This is a genomic window from Treponema sp. Marseille-Q4130 (assembly GCF_014334325.1).
In the GTDB taxonomy this organism is placed as follows: Bacteria; Spirochaetota; Spirochaetia; order Treponematales; family Treponemataceae; genus Treponema_D.
Genome location: NZ_JACSET010000017.1, coordinates 1 through 15,053 on the forward strand (window position 1 = coordinate 1; position 15,053 = coordinate 15,053).

Annotated in this window: 13 protein-coding genes, 1 rRNA gene and 1 pseudogene; 7 read left to right on the plus strand and 8 right to left on the minus strand. The window is 47.8% G+C overall.

Annotated features, from left to right (window positions below; genetic code table 11):
- Together H9I36_RS12825 and H9I36_RS12700 are read right to left on the minus strand one after the other, a co-directional pair.
- Positions 1-198, minus strand: a pseudogene (locus H9I36_RS12825) (sugar ABC transporter permease); the annotation flags it as partial.
- Positions 199-386: 188 nt separating this feature from the next.
- A complete protein-coding gene (locus H9I36_RS12700; RefSeq protein WP_187385713.1) occupies positions 387-1,649 on the minus strand; it encodes an ABC transporter substrate-binding protein in 1,263 nt (420 codons plus the stop codon).
- A 280-nt stretch (positions 1,650-1,929) separates the two neighbouring features.
- Here H9I36_RS12700 and H9I36_RS12705 point away from each other — a divergent pair, with 280 nt between their 5' ends.
- Genes H9I36_RS12705 through H9I36_RS12715 form a run of 3 tightly spaced genes read left to right on the plus strand, consistent with a single transcriptional unit; the run spans position 1,930 to position 4,791 of the window.
- The gene (locus H9I36_RS12705) at positions 1,930-3,126 is read left to right on the plus strand and encodes an ADP-dependent glucokinase/phosphofructokinase (protein WP_187385714.1); all 1,197 of its coding nucleotides are present in this window, start codon (positions 1,930-1,932) and stop codon (positions 3,124-3,126) included.
- A complete protein-coding gene (locus H9I36_RS12710) occupies positions 3,127-3,906 on the plus strand; it encodes a DeoR/GlpR family DNA-binding transcription regulator (protein WP_187385715.1) in 780 nt (259 codons plus the stop codon). It abuts the gene before it with no gap.
- Between the two features lie 21 nt (positions 3,907-3,927).
- Complete coding sequence (locus H9I36_RS12715) at positions 3,928-4,791, plus strand: ketose-bisphosphate aldolase (RefSeq protein ID WP_187385716.1); 864 nt, start codon at positions 3,928-3,930, stop codon at positions 4,789-4,791.
- 305 nt (positions 4,792-5,096) lie between these two features.
- Here the strand turns inward: H9I36_RS12715 and H9I36_RS12720 are convergent, their stop codons facing one another.
- Genes H9I36_RS12720 through H9I36_RS12735 form a run of 4 tightly spaced genes read right to left on the minus strand, consistent with a single transcriptional unit; the run spans position 5,097 to position 7,760 of the window.
- On the minus strand, positions 5,097-5,663 hold the full coding sequence (locus H9I36_RS12720; RefSeq protein WP_187385717.1) for a hypothetical protein: 567 nt from the start codon (positions 5,661-5,663) through the stop codon (positions 5,097-5,099).
- The gene (locus H9I36_RS12725; RefSeq protein ID WP_187385718.1) at positions 5,590-6,417 is read right to left on the minus strand and encodes a TPM domain-containing protein; all 828 of its coding nucleotides are present in this window, start codon (positions 6,415-6,417) and stop codon (positions 5,590-5,592) included. The genes H9I36_RS12720 and H9I36_RS12725 overlap by 74 nt, the downstream gene beginning before the upstream one ends.
- Complete coding sequence (locus tag H9I36_RS12730; protein WP_187385719.1) at positions 6,408-7,112, minus strand: TPM domain-containing protein; 705 nt, start codon at positions 7,110-7,112, stop codon at positions 6,408-6,410. The genes H9I36_RS12725 and H9I36_RS12730 overlap by 10 nt, the downstream gene beginning before the upstream one ends.
- Positions 7,113-7,154: 42 nt before the next feature.
- Complete coding sequence (locus H9I36_RS12735; protein WP_187385720.1) at positions 7,155-7,760, minus strand: LemA family protein; 606 nt, start codon at positions 7,758-7,760, stop codon at positions 7,155-7,157.
- Between the two features lie 127 nt (positions 7,761-7,887).
- Here H9I36_RS12735 and H9I36_RS12740 point away from each other — a divergent pair, with 127 nt between their 5' ends.
- Both H9I36_RS12740 and H9I36_RS12745 read left to right on the plus strand, forming a co-directional pair.
- Positions 7,888-9,282, plus strand: coding sequence for an ATP-dependent 6-phosphofructokinase (locus tag H9I36_RS12740; RefSeq protein WP_187385721.1), 1,395 nt, complete (start codon positions 7,888-7,890; stop codon positions 9,280-9,282).
- Position 9,283: 1 nt separating this feature from the next.
- Positions 9,284-9,997 carry an IMP cyclohydrolase gene (locus H9I36_RS12745; protein ID WP_187385722.1) on the plus strand — a complete coding sequence of 238 codons (714 nt, stop codon included), beginning with the start codon at positions 9,284-9,286 and terminating at the stop codon, positions 9,995-9,997.
- A gap of 24 nt (positions 9,998-10,021) precedes the next feature.
- On the opposite strand, the gene H9I36_RS12750 is transcribed toward H9I36_RS12745, so the two are convergent.
- Positions 10,022-11,473 (minus strand): MBL fold metallo-hydrolase RNA specificity domain-containing protein, encoded by a 1,452-nt coding sequence (locus tag H9I36_RS12750; protein ID WP_187385723.1) that lies wholly within the window; start codon positions 11,471-11,473, stop codon positions 10,022-10,024.
- Positions 11,474-11,616: 143 nt separating this feature from the next.
- On the minus strand, positions 11,617-11,808 hold the full coding sequence (locus tag H9I36_RS12755) for a hypothetical protein (protein ID WP_187385724.1): 192 nt from the start codon (positions 11,806-11,808) through the stop codon (positions 11,617-11,619).
- A gap of 124 nt (positions 11,809-11,932) precedes the next feature.
- Between H9I36_RS12755 and H9I36_RS12760 the strand changes: the two genes are divergently transcribed.
- The gene (locus H9I36_RS12760) at positions 11,933-14,617 is read left to right on the plus strand and encodes an ATP-dependent RNA helicase (protein ID WP_187385725.1); all 2,685 of its coding nucleotides are present in this window, start codon (positions 11,933-11,935) and stop codon (positions 14,615-14,617) included.
- A gap of 312 nt (positions 14,618-14,929) precedes the next feature.
- A 16S ribosomal RNA gene (locus tag H9I36_RS12765) occupies positions 14,930-15,053 on the plus strand; the annotation flags it as partial.

Consider the following 15,053-nt stretch of genomic DNA (forward strand, 5'->3'; position numbering starts at 1 on the left):
GTTTAATAATAACGCGAAACATAAACCTATAACCAGATGAAAAATAACACTTAAAATAGTAAAGTATAATGTATTGCCGAGAGCTGTATGGAATATCGGATCTTCTAGAATTGTTTTATAATTTACCATCCCTATAAAACGAGGAGATTTATTCATTATAACATTATCCATTACCGAATATGAAATAACGGTAGCCATCGGATAGAGCATTAGAATTCCCAACGATAGAATTGCTGGTAAGAGGTATATATAGGGTTTTAAAATTCGCTTAAATTTTATCATTCTTTACCTGCCGATATCCGGCTATCCGTTCAGATAATAACGATCGGTTTGCAGTTTTTAACAAACCGACCGTTATAGTTACTTATTATTACGTTTTTGTTGTCTTAAAATTCTTTTGCCCATTTTGCCTGAATTTTTTCGACAGCCTGACGGCTTGTTTGTTTCTTATCCAATACAAGCTGTAATTCCGTATCAAATTGGCGCATAAGTTCTTCTGCAACAGGCAAACCTACAAATTCATTTGCAATATAACCTTTTTGGAATATGTCAAAGCCTTGTTTAAAAAGTTCATCGGATTTAACAAAATCGGGAGTTGCTTTAACGTTACCGGGAAAGGCGTTTGCAATTGAAACAAGTTTCGTATTAATTTCCGCACTCATCAAGAAAGAAACAAGTTTCCATGCTTCTTCTTTGTGTTTGCTGTTTTTACTTATACCAATACCCCACGCCGCATAAGGCAAACCGCGTGTCCCCGTATAACCGTCTTCTGCCGGGATCGCGGTAATTGCAAAACGCAGTTTCGGATTACGCTCACGGATCATATTAATATGAGCAAGCGTATCTACCATCATTCCAATTCGACCGTTTGCAAATTCCTCAACTTTATCTTGTTCCTGCTTTGTAAAAGAACCGGGAGAAATAAGACCTTCACTATACAGTGTCTGGATAAAGTCGATTGTTCCGATTACATCTTGTGTAACAAGATTCGGCTTTCCGTTTTTTAACATTGTCTTTCCGGAAGCCCACAACCATGAAAGAACATCATTTTGAATCCCGTTGGGAGATTGTAAAGAGAGCGGAAGTACCCATCCATATTGATTTTTTGAAGTATTCGTCAGTTTTCTTGCAGCTGCTACAAAGTCACTTCTGGAAGAAGGCATTTTTTTTATTCCGGCATCATCAAACATATTCAGATTGACAAAAATAGGGTAGACAAAAGTTGCTACCGGAAACATATAACTTTTACCGTCAAGTTTTATGATAGCTGCTATTTCTTTCGGATTAAAACCTCCTTGATTCATAAAAGAATCAAGAGGTGCAATCGCCCCTTGTTTTGCCAAATCATTTACCCATGCCCCGTCAAGACCTACGACATCGCTTAAAGTCTCTGTAGCAGCGCCTGTTACGATTTGATCTCTTGTATTTGAATAAGGACCGCTAACTAATTTGACTTTGATATTCGGGTTTTTAGCTTCAAATTCGTCCATCAATGCCCGAAAAGCTCCCTGTGGTAATTCCGGTTCCCACCATTGAATAAATTCAATAGTAACAGTTTTTTCTTTTCCGACTTGTTCGCTCTCTCCTTTTGCCATAAGCAGCGTGGCAACAACGCTACATAACAAAAATACCATAAATCCTTTTTTCATTTCAGGTTCCTCCTTATGAAAGGTCATATGTTCTATTTATTATGTATGCTTTTTTCTTATTTGTCAATCTTTTTATCATATATAATCATATATTGTGGTTATATATGATAAAAACAATAAATTTCACTGCTTATAGCACTTCATTTAATGCAATTTATCTGAAAAAGTCATTTTTTTTTCGTATTTTCTTTAGGAAAAGCTCAAATATTTTCATTTTATTCTATTTTAATCATTGACTATGATTAAATTTTAAAATAAAATAAAAAGAAAGGAGAAAACAATGGTTTGTAAAAAAACCGTCGCTCTTGGATTGGGTGATAACATTGATTATGAAATCTTATTAACAACAGATGCTTTTCAAAAGATCGTTTCTCCTTTAAATATAAGTGAAGATGATATATATGATAGAGAATCCATAACGACATTAAAAGATATTGTTTCTTCCATTCTTTATTTTTTAAAAACAGGAAAGGGAGGAGAAAAACAGATTAAAGATATATCGATTATTAATTCTTTTACAAGCGAATTTCCTTATAAAACAACAATCGGTGGTACGGCTCCCAGAGCTGCAATGGTAATGGCAAAATTAGGGTGCAAATCTTTTTTACACTTAGTAACCGTCAATGATGTTGTGAGAAAGCTGTTACCGACGAACGTAGATTTTGTTTGTAGTAATTCTACCGACAGTTTATATCCGCATTTAATTATTCAGTTTCCAAAGGATTTGGTTGTTCGCTTTCATAACAGTGTTGTCAGATCAAAACGGGCAAATAGAATTATTTTTACTAATGATGCAGACAATGCTCTTATGCTGATTAATCCCCTTTTTTTTGAAAAAAATAGAACCGCCGATATTTTGCTTCTGAGCGGATTAAATGCCATACAAGATATTAACTTATTAAAAGCAAGATTAACATTTATAACGGAGTGTTTAGATAAATATTGTAAGAATATAAAAATATATTATGAAGATGCTTGTTTTTACAATCCAAAATTTCCTTGTGAGGTATGGAAATCTTTATTACCTTACATCAGTATATACAGCCTTAATGAAGATGAAATGCAAAATTATATCGGAGCGGAAGTTGATTTGCTGAATCCTTCTGCTATATTGAATTCCTTGCAATTACTTCAACAAAAAATCCATGTACCTACTTTAATTGTCCATACTCGTTATTGGGCACTTGCCTATGGAACCGATATAGAAAACTACAAAACGGCTTTGGATGCCGGTATTATTATGGCAACAACTCGTCTGCGATGCGGAGATGATTTTTCCGCAGAGGATTATTACAGTACGGCAAAAATGCCTCGTGAACAGATAAGCGAAATTTTCTGTTCTAAAATAAGGGCGCTTTCAAATAAAGTATATTGTATTGCTTCCATTGCAGTCAATCAGAAAGACGTAACAACCATCGGCCTGGGAGATGCTTTTGTCGGAGGATTTTTGGCAAAAGCGGCCTACGGAGAGAAGTAAATGCAAAAAAAAGAATTCGTAGAAGAGCGAAGAAACCGTATGCTGGATTATATCGGCGAAAATAAACGAGCCGACGTACCCGAACTCGCACGGCACTTTGACGTTACCGAAGTGACGATCCGGCGCGATTTGCTGATTTTGGAGCAAGACGGCAAATTGATCCGTACGCACGGCGGCGCGATGATCAACCGGGACAGGGCGATTTGGCAGACGACGAATCTGGACGTGCGGATGGGAAGTGCCGTCGAAGAAAAAAAGCGCATCGCCGCATATGCCGCTTCTCTTATCAACGACGGCGACAGCGTTTTTATGGACGGCGGCAGTACGACGCTGCTGACGGCGCAAAGCCTTTTAAAGCACAAACAACTGCTGATTGTCACGAATTCTCCGCTGATAGCGAGAACGCTTGCCGGCATCAACGACAATAAAGTCATCATTACGGGCGGGGAATTGGAAAAAGCGACGGATTCCTTATTGGGTTCGACTAGCGAAGACGCGATTCGGCGATACAGAACCGATAAAGCGATATTGGGGATGAGCGGATTTATCCCGTACGACGGTTTTTTTTCGGCGATTCCGCAGGAAGCGGTTATTAAACGCTTGATGATTCAAAATGCGAAATACGTTATCATCGCCGTCGATTCGACCAAAGCCGGAACGACCGCCCTGTGTTTCGTATGCGATATAAAAACTCCCGATATTTTGATCACGGATACGAATATAACGGCTGCCGATGAACGCATTCTGACCGAAGGCGGTTTGAATGTCGTCACCGTGTAGCGCATATAGAAGGAGCTTCAAATGTTGATGAACATGAAAGAAATGCTGTGCGTTGCACAAAAAGAGCATTTTGCCGTTCCTGCTTTTAATGTAAGCAGCAGTATGATTTTAAAAGGGATAATGGAAGCGTGTGAAGAAAAACACGCCCCCGTTATCATCGCCATCCATCCCGACGAGCTTTCGTTTGTCGGCGACAGTTTTGTTGCGGCGGTGCGCGAAGAAGCGCATAAAGCGTCCGTTCCCGTCTGCATCCACCTCGATCACGGCGCATCGTTTGCGCAAGTCATCCGTGCCATCGCATGCGGCTTTACGTCGGTTATGATCGATTCTTCAACGACGTCTTTCGACGACAATATCGCGATAACGAAAAAAGTCGTCGAAGCGGCGCACGCAGTAAGCGTGTCCGTAGAAGCCGAACTCGGGACGATCGGTGCGACCGGCAACGGCGGAGAGGCGGGTACCGACAATATCATCTATACGGATCCCGACGATGTAGTCCGGTTTGTCGAAGCGACGAACGTCGATACGCTCGCGATCGCTATCGGCACGGCGCACGGTCTGTATCCGAAAACGAAAAAGCCCAAGCTCCGCCTCGATTTGTTAAAGGAAATCGTCGGAAAGACGAGCGTGCCGCTTGTGCTGCACGGCGGTTCGGACAATCCCGACGAAGAGATCGCCGAAGCGGTGCGGCTCGGCGTTGCAAAGATCAACATATCGAGCGATATCAAATCGGCCTTTTACAGAAAATGCCGGGAAGTGCTCGAAGATACGACGCTGCGCGAACCGAACGCGATTTACCCCGCGTGCATCGACGCGATGAAACAGGTCATATACCACAAGATCGAACTGTTCAACGACGGCGATAAAGCGCGGTATTACAGATAATTCCGAAGAGGGCTGTCTATAAAAAGGTTCCTATAAATGCGGCATTGCAGGAAGTGTCAACTTCCGAAAATGCCGCATTGGTGCGCGAGAGCGCACATGTACATACGCGAGTTTTCGGAAGAAAACTCGAAGTTAAAAGTGCCGCGCTATTTCAGCGGCGCTTTTAAACGTTCCTATAAATGCGGCATTGCAGAAAATATCGATTTTCGAAAATGCCGCATTCGTACGCTTTTGCGCACACGTTGCTTTTCGGACAGCTCCTGCCGCTTAATAAATATACCTTGCCGCTCTGCGGTGAGACCTGTTTATTTTAAAAGTTCTTCTAATTTTTCTTTTGCCTTTTCGGTTTCACTTTTATTCGGAATTACGACAAGCAAAATCCCGAAAACAAGCATTAGATAAGGGATTAAAGCGGACGGCATAGGAAAGCCGGCAAAAGGAAATATCAGACATGCGGCGATTACTCCTCCAAACCAAACAGATAAAAAAAACGTTACGAAAGTCGCCATCCGCATTTTTATTTTTATTGTTGAACCGTAATCATTTTCTTCAACAGTTCCGATTATCAAAGGCAAAAACGAATTTTTGTAATGTATATGCCTGAAAATTTTAAATGAATTTTCAGATACTTTTCCTGCAAAATATTTATCGCCTTTCGAAAAATCAAATACGGAAGTTGTTATATAAGTGTTGTTTCGTATGATTTGAAGAATCTCATCTTTTGATTTTTTCGTTTCAATTATAAAATTCATTTTTCTCTTTTTGAATCGCAATCCGCCGATCGCATCCGCGCAGACTTTACCATCCCCCGGAAGCGCCGCCTCCGCCGAAGCCGCCGCCCCCGCCTGAAAATCCTCCGGAAGAGCTTCCACCCGAAAAGCCTCCGCCTGAACTCGACGAAAAAAAATCGTTTCCGAATGCCGAACGGTATATCCTGCTTGAAGGATATCGCCTGTTGTAACGAGCGCTTATCATCGCAAACAGCACATTGATCAGAAAAAAGATGATAAACGCGGCGATGGGGATCACGTCTGTGGGAAGTGCTTCGCCCGCGACGCGCTTTGAAACGAGGTCGGCGTCGTCTGCAACGATACCCGCCATATTTTTTACGCCTGCGGTAATGCCCTCGCCGTAGTCGCCGTTTTGAAAATGCGGCGCGATAACGTTCCGTATGATAAGGCCGCATTTCATATCGGTGAGTTTGTCTTCGAGACCGTAGCCGACTTCGATGCGTATTTTTCGTTCGGCAAGCGCAACGATGAGGATCGCGCCGTTGTCTTCGCCTTTTTGTCCGAGTTTCCATGTATCGGCGACTCGGATGCCGAACGATTCGAGCGAGTCGCCTGCGAGCGTTGCGACGGTCAAAACTGCGACTTGAGCGCCTGTCGCCTCTTCAAGCGATTCGAGGAGAGATGTAAGCGCTTCCGTTTCCGAAGCGTTCAAGAGATTCGCATTGTCTACGACGCGGCCTGAGAGCGGGGGAACGTCGAGCGCCGAAAGCGGAAAAGCCGCGATCAGCAAAAGCGGACAGAGCAGCACCGTCGTGCGGAAGAATTTTATCAACGAAGATGACGGCGCGCTTTTCGAAATCCGGAATGTTCCGGTCGCAGTTCGATTCAATACCATTCCGCATCCTCCAGTACGATAAGACCGTCGGGCAGTTCGTTCGGATTTTCTTCACGGGCGGGAAAGTGCTCGGCGAGGAGTTCTCCGCATTTTTCGATCGCGCCGACGAAAGCGTCCGCCGCATTTCCGGATTTTATCTCCGCCGCGAGTTCATCCGAAATGATACGCCACAGGTCGTGCGATATTTTTTTTGAAATGCCGGAATCGGCGACGATGCGCACTTGTCGTTCCAAATACGAAATGAAAATCAAAATGCCCGAACGTTCTGTAGTATCGTAAACGCCGCACTCGACGAAGAGTCGGAACGCCCGCCGCGTAACGCTCGCAAGTCGAACGCTTTGCGGCACAACGATACGGTCGAGCGCAGGAATATTGAAAAGTTTGAATGCCGCGGCTGCGCTTACAAAGCACACAAAACCGTACAAGCCCGGCAGCATCCACGTCCGCTCCGTCCACGCAAAGAGATCGTAGGCATCGCTTATCTTTCCCGCAAAGGGCAAGAGAAAAGCAAAGACGGCGGCTGCAGCGCATACGGCGGCAAGCAGTTCCCAAAACGCATAGTGCGCGCTTTCCGGCGCGAGTACGATTTTGATTTCACCTGTCGTCTTCGATTCGGCTTTTGCGACCGCGTCCGCGATTCTATCGAATTCGGCGTTCGAGAGTTTCAGCTTTTTGAGCATTGTCTGTGTTTTCATATATCATCCGAAAATTTCAAAGTTCGATAATATTATTAATTGTTAAAACTGCACCTTGGGGGCCGACTGCGCTTCACCGTCCGCGCTGAAATATTGCTTTGCGGCAAATCTGCCGAAGGACGCGATAAAATTGTTCGGAAGCCTTCTGATATACGAGTTGAACTCTTGTGCCGCTTCGTTATAGCGCTGTCGTGCGACTGCGATGCGGTTTTCGGTTCCTTCGAGCTGATCCTGCAGCGCGAGAAAATTGGTATTCGCTTTGAGTTCGGGATAATTTTCCGCGACGGCCAAAAGCCGTTGCAAACTTCCGGAAAGGCCGCTTTGAATTTGCTGGTAGCGCGAAAAAGCTTGGGGATCCGTCAAAATCGATTCGTCGACATTGATGACACCGCCGGCACGCGACCTCGCTTCCGTAACTTGCGTGAGTACGTCGCTTTCGTGACTCGCGTATCCTTTGACGGTCGAAACGAGATTCGGAATTAAATCGTATCTGCGCTGATATTGGTTTTGCACTTCAGCCCATCGGCTCGTGACGCTCTCGTCCATCGACACCATGTTGTTGTAAACTCCGCATCCGCGCGATGCGAATAAAAAAACAATTACCGCGGCGGCGATGAGCGCCGTCAGTCCCTTTGATAATTTTGCCATGATTATTCCTCTGTAAAGATAATTTCTATGCGTTTATAATATATCACTTTTTTATCGGAGAAATCTATCGCTCATATTGAAAAAAAAAGCTATTATCTATAATATAAAACAATAAGAGGCGTAAAATATGACAGATGAAAAATATGATTTTACGATTGAAACGCTCGGACAGTGTAAAATCCCTTCTCCGATCCAGCTTTCCAATGTCATCGGAGATTTCCGTGCGAACTATGTCAAAGACGATTCGTTCGTGCGTTACCGTGTAAACGTATTTCACGGCGGCGAAGAAGACGATCAGACATCGGCAAACCTCATGCAAAAAGCGGGTCCTCGTCAATATATCTATTTCGATCCGAATCACGTAAAGGCGGGGATTTGCACGTGCGGCGGACTCTGCCCCGGTCTCAACGATGTTATCAGAGCGATCGTGCGCAGCTTGTACTACCGTTACGGCGTGCGCCGCATTCTCGGTTTTCAATACGGCTTCAAAGGTTTTTTCCCCGATCAGGGATTCGAAACGATCGAGCTGACACCCGACAAAGTCGACGAGATTCATAAAATCGGCGGTTCCGTACTCGGTACGAGCAGAGGCGGCGGCGACCGCGTTTCGGACGTGGTCGACTGTATCGAAAAGCTCGGCATCAGCATGATGTTTATCATCGGCGGCGACGGAACGCAGCGCGGCGCACTCGATATCGCAAACGAAATAGAGCGCCGCGGATTGAAAGTTGCCGTCATCGGTATTCCGAAAACGGTCGACAACGATCTTTTGTTTATCGACCGGTCGTTCGGTTTTGAAACGGCGGTGCAGCAGGCGAAGGAAGCCGTCGCGTCGATCCACATGGAAGCGCATTCGCAGATCAACGGCATCGGCTTGGTAAAACTTATGGGACGCGAATCCGGATTTATCGCTGCCGAAACGGCGCTCGCATGCCACGAAGCCAATTTCTGTCTTATCCCCGAAGTTCCGTTCGATATGGACGGACCGAACGGATTCCTTTCATACCTCGAACAGCGCTTAAAAGAGCGTCATCACGCCGTCGTCATCGTTGCCGAAGGCGCGGGACAGGAACTGCTCACAAAGACGAACGAAACGGACGCTTCGGGTAATATCAAACTTGCGGATATCGGCGTATACCTTCGCGACGAAATCACGAAGTATTTTAAAAACAAGCACTTTCATATCAATCTAAAATACATCGATCCGGGTTATCAAATCCGAGCGGCCGTTACGACGGCGAACGATTCCATCTACTGCGAGCGACTCGGCAACAACGCCGTCCACGCGGCGATGGCCGGCAAAACGAAGATGGTCGTCGGTCTCGTGCACGATAAATTCGTCCACATTCCGATAAGCGAAGTGACGCGCCATCGCAACGTCGTCGACACCGAAGGCGCGCTGTGGCGCGATGCGCTCGAAGCGACCGATCAGCCGATCCTCATGGTAAACAATATGGAATCCGCCCGCGAGCGCACGGCAAAGGCCGCCGGCGACAGCAGAAAAAAACCGAGCGAAAAATAGCATGAAACCTCTTTCCCTTTCCGAAACGCTGAAACAGAACGAATACCCCGGCCGCGGCATCGTACTCGGGAAATCCGAAGACGGCTCTGCCGCAGTCGCCGCGTATTTTATTATGGGTAGAAGCGAAAACAGCAGGAACCGCATTTTCGCTCCCGACGGTGAGGGAATCCGCACCGAAGCGTTCGACGCTTCTAAAATGGAAGATCCGAGTTTAATAATTTACGCTCCGGTGCGCGTACTCGGAAAAAATACGATCGTTACGAACGGAGACCAAACCGATACGCTGTACGAAGGCTTATCCAAGGGACTGACATTTGAACAGGCGCTCCGCTCCCGCACCTTCGAACCGGACGAGCCGAACTACACGCCGCGCATTTCCGGTCTGTTGCACGTCGAGAACGGATTCTGCGACTACGCGCTTTCGATCCTCAAAAGCGACAACGGAAATCCTGAAAGTGCGTGCCGCTTTACATTCACATACGACAATCCGCAGGACGGCATCGGACGCTTTATACACACGTACGGCGGGAACGGAAATCCGCTTCCGAGCTTTGAAGGAGAACCCGTGCCCGTCGTCATACGCGGCGATATCGACGTCTTTACGAATCGAATATGGGAAAGCCTCAATGAGGACAATAAAGTGTCGCTCTTTACGCGTTTTATAAAAATAGAAACCGGCGAATGCGAAACGCGCATCGTCAATAAAAACGTTTAATCGGCCGAGTCCGGCATATCCGCGTTATTCGATTTCGTAGCTTTCGCCGTATTTTACGATTGTCACGTTCGGGTAGCCGTGTTCGGCGAGGTAGCCTTTGAAAAACGCCTGAGCGTCTTTTTCACCGTGCACCATAAAGATCTGTTTGAGGCGGCTCGTGTCGACAGCGTCGAGCCACGCCGTGATTTCCGTATAATCGGCGTGAGCGCTGAACGCGTCTATCTGTTCGACAGACGCGCGCACCTCATAAAAGTCGTTCATTATCTTCACTTCTTTGTCGCCGTCGAGGATTCTGCGGCCGAGCGTGTTTTCCGCCATATAACCGACTGCGAGAATGATATTGCGTTCGTCGCCGATATTGTTTGCGAGGTGATGGAGCACGCGCCCTGCTTCGCACATACCGTCCGCGCTGATGATGATCATGGGGCCGTCTTTTTTGTTGAGCGATTTGGATTCGTCGACACTCGCCGTAAAGTTGAGCGAGCTGAAGCCGAAGGGATTTTTGTGATGTTTTAAAAACGCTTCGTTCGTCTCTTCGTCGTAACATTCGGGATGCACTTTGAACACGCTCGTTGCGTTCGTCGCCATCGGAGAATCGACGTAGATCGGGATGTTCGGTATTTTTTTTGCATCGACGAGCAAGTGCAGGTAAAACACCAATTCCTGCGCGCGTTCGATCGCAAACGAGGGGATGATGATTTTTCCGCCGCGGCGAACCGCTTCATTGACGACGCGTTCGAGTTCGTGCATAGCGAACTCTTTTTCGGCGTGCTTGCGATTGCCGTAGGTGCTTTCGATGTAGATGTAGTCGGGTGCAGGCACTTTCGTTTCGGGATCGCGGATGATCGGCTGGTTGCGCCTTCCCAAATCGCCGGTATACAAAATGCGCGTTTCGTTTTCGCCCGCGTGCCCGGGATGCGGTGCGTTGATTTTTCCGTGCAGACCTTTTATCGTAACGCTTGCAAACGCCGAACCGAGGATGTGCCCCGCATCGAAAAATTCGAGTTCGACGTCGGGCGCGATGTACATTTTTCGGTTGTACGAAAGAGAGACGATTTGATTTGCCGTCGTGATGCAGTCGCGTTCCGAAAAGAGCGGCTGCCACGTAAATTTTTCGCTGCGTCGGTCGGCTTTCTTTTTTAAAAATTCGGCGTCTTTTGCCTGGATGCGCGCGCTGTCCATCATGACGATGTTCGCTATGTCGCGCGTCGCGGGCGTTGCATAGATATTGCCGGTAAATCCTTTCCGTACGAGTACGGGAAGCTGTCCGCAGTGGTCGAGGTGTCCGTGTGTCAAAATCACCGCTTCGACCTTATCCGCCGCGATCGTAAAATTGCGGTTTTTTTCGTCGGCCGTTTTCCGCTTGCCTTGAAACGCGCCGCAGTCCACCATAAACGTACGCCCGTCGATTTCAAATATGTGCTTCGAACCGGTTACCTCTTCGGCAGCTCCCAGCGAATACAGCTTGATTCCCATCGTACAACTCCTTGCATACGTATACTATTGCAATTTACCGCATTGCTCAAGTAAACGGATGAGAGCGGCGCTCGACGAATAATATTAACAAAAAAAACCGCAAGGCAAGCCCTGCGGTTTTTTTGTTGTTAAAACAGTGTATACTATTTCAATACTTTCGAGATGATGTATTTGGAAACGTTCATGCCGGCTTTTTCGGCAAGCTTTTGAATTTTCTCCCATTTTACATCATCGCATGAAATAGAGTGCGACTTTGACGCTTCGGCAGGGTTCTTTGCTTTGCGTGGCGTTTTTGCGGCCGGTTTTTTTACGGCTGTCTTTGTTGTTGCTTTCATATTAATAAATATACAGTAACGCAAAAAATAAATCAATACGGAAAATAAAAATAACAAATTATTAATAATAATCTATTCGATCGGCGCTCTTGCTTCGTCGCATTTGAAACGAGTATAATGCGTCGTGCGCCTTTACCCCGATCTTGTTAAGCAGCTGCCGATCGCTCCGTACTTGGACGATATCTGTGCTGCTCTCAAATCTTCCGCATCTCGTTCTCTCATACTTACGGCGGAAACGGGTGCGGGAAAATCGACTGCACTCCCGCTCGCTCTTCTCAATCATTTTACCGGAAAAATTATTATGCTCGAACCGCGGAGGATCGCTTCTCTTTCGGTCGCATCTCGTGTTTCGACGCTGCTCGGAGAAGATGTCGGTAAAACTGCCGGTTATATGATGCGTCTCGAATCGTGCGTGTCGAAGGCGACGCGCTTTACCGTTATGACGGAAGCTGTTTTGACGCGCATACTGCAGGACGATCTGCTTTTGGACGGCGTCTCCGTCGTCGTTCTCGACGAATTCCACGAGCGTTCCGTGCAGGCCGATCTCGCGCTTGCGTTTTTAAAAGAGACGATGACGCTTCGTGACGATCTGTATGTCGTCGTCATGTCGGCGACGATCGATACGGCTTCTCTGTCGTCGTATCTTGCATTAGGAGGCGAACCGTCTCCGGTGTTTTCCGTGCCCGGTCGTCAATTTCCGGTCGATGTCGAATATGCGGAAGCCGTACTTCCGTCGGATGTGGTGATGAGGGAATTGCGAAGGCGGGATAGGGGAAGCATCCTCGTATTTCTTCCGGGTATAGCCGACATTCGAAAAACCGCAGCGGAACTCGAACGTGAAAGCGCCGACGCGGATATTTTACTTTTACACAGCTCGATCGATTTTGACGAGCAAAAAAAAGTGCTCTCTCCTCCGGACGATCTTTCTCGCCGCCGCGTTATTTTATCGTCGTCGATCGCGGAAACCTCCCTTTCCGTGCCCGGCGTGAGCGTCGTTATCGATTCGGGTTTGGCGAGAATCAATCGTATGAACGTCGCCGCCGGTATGGAAATGCTCGTTACGGAAACGGAAAGCGTCTTTTCGGCGGAACAACGGAAGGGCAGAGCGGGGCGCATGCAGCGCGGCCGATGCGTACGCTTGTGGCACGAAAACGACGTGCACGTCGCCGAGACGGCGCCGGAAATACTTAGAACCGACTTAACCGAACTCGTACTCGAATGCGCCGAACGGGGTGTTTACAGGCGCGATGCGCTTTCGTGGCTCACCTCTCCGAGCGAAGCCGGTTGGAGGAGCGCACAAAAATTATTAATTACTCTCGGCTGCTTGAGCGCCGGCGATGAAGCGCATATCGAAAATTTCGTGCGCATCACTTCGCTCGGCAAAGCCGCTCTCACGCTCGGCCTGCACCCGCGTCTTGCCTGCGTCGCGCTTTCGGCTCTCTCAGACGGGGACGCCGGCAAAAGTGCAGAGAAAAAAAACGGGAAGCCGGGAAAACTCGGGAGTCTTTCCTCCTATACCGAAGCGGCGCTGCAATGCGTTCTCGCGTATTCTCCGTATGCCGATGCTCCGCCTGTCTTGCAAAAACGATTTTGTGCCGATGTCATAAAGCGGCTTGCAAAATGCGCATCGCGTTTTTCCGATCTGTGCGAAAGCTCAGGAGCAAAGGGGTCGACTGATGCCGGTGCCGAACGCGGTTTTCGCACATCGGGCTGTAAAGCTGTGTCCGCCCGCTCTGTCACTGTGCGCGATTTTAGCGCATCCCGCGGAATATCGTCCGCCGTCTTACTCCTTGCGGGATTTCCCGATCGTATCGCCCGCCTTGAAGGGGACGGCACGTATCGATTTCCGTCCGGTCGTGTCGCTTCTCTTCCCAAAAAGGAGCGCGACGCTTTTCGCGTATTTCCCGAGTGGATCGTTGCGCCCGTCGTGGACGCGGGAGAAAGGGAAGGACGTATTTATCGATGGGAAGCGCTTCCGACGGAAGAAGCGGAGTCATGGCTTTCGGCGAAGAGCGAAATATACACGGAAACGGAATTCGCCGACGAAACGCACTCGCTTCGGAAAATCGAGTACACTCGCTTCGGAAGAATCGTACTGTCGGAAAGGCGTGTCACCGCGCAGGACGAAGATTTTGCACCTGCCGTGTGCCGTGCAGTCGAAAAAAACGGCATCGCATGGCTTCCCCTCGGCGAAAAGACGAAAGCGTTTTTATCGCGTGCGCGTTTTTATGAAATGCACGCATCAGCCGCCCCTGTTGCAGCCGACCTTGCAGCGGCACATCGTAGGGCGGGAGGAGGCGCTGCGGCGGATGCCCGCGCTGAGGCGGGAGGCGGTACTGAGGTAAACGTCGACGGCGCGCATACGATCGCAAAATCGTCCGAAGAAAATTTAATAAAAACTGTGCGTGAATGGCTTCCGCCTTTTTTGACCGGTACCACGCTCGGAGAAAGTACGGTATACGATGCGCTTTATTATTATCTTGACGGAACGAAAGTCGATAAAAACGCGCCGCAGACGATCTCGCTTTCGAACGGAAAATCCTGTGCACTTGTATACGATGCGGCTGCAGACGGCACCGTTCGGCCGACGATCGAGATAATCGTTCAGAAGATTTTTGGCTGCTTTGAAACGCCCCGCGTTATGGGCGTGCCGGTGCTCTTCAAATTGCTTTCTCCCGCGCGGCGTCCGCTTCAAATCACCGACGATCTCGCAGGTTTTTGGAGCGGTGCGTGGCCCCAAATCTGCAAAGAGATGAAAGGCCGTTATCCGAAACACAACTGGGATTACCGCGCCGGCGAGGGGGAATGAGACGGAATTATTAAATTTGTTTTTGAACGGCATTATGTTCCGCGCTCTTATAAATTCTCACGGTTGCTTCCGTGTGTAGTCAAAAATTGATTTTCGTGAAAATGTCAATAAAGCGTTGCGAAGTACTTGACACAGGGGTGAAAAAAGTAGTAAATTACAAGCTACCCGCGCAAATCACGGGTGCGCTGTTTGACAGGTAGAGGGAAGGAAAGAAAGCAAGACGCATGCGGAGATAAAAAAGTCTCCCGAATTAAGCGAGAGCAAGCGGGGACAAACGAACGGAATTAGACCCGGAGCAATCCGGGAAACATAATGATGGAGAGTTTGATCCTGGCTCAGAACGAACGCTGGCGGCGCGTCTTAACCATGCAAGTCGAGCGGCAGGCAGCAATGCCGAGAGCGGCGGACTGGTGAGTAACACGTGGATAACGTACCC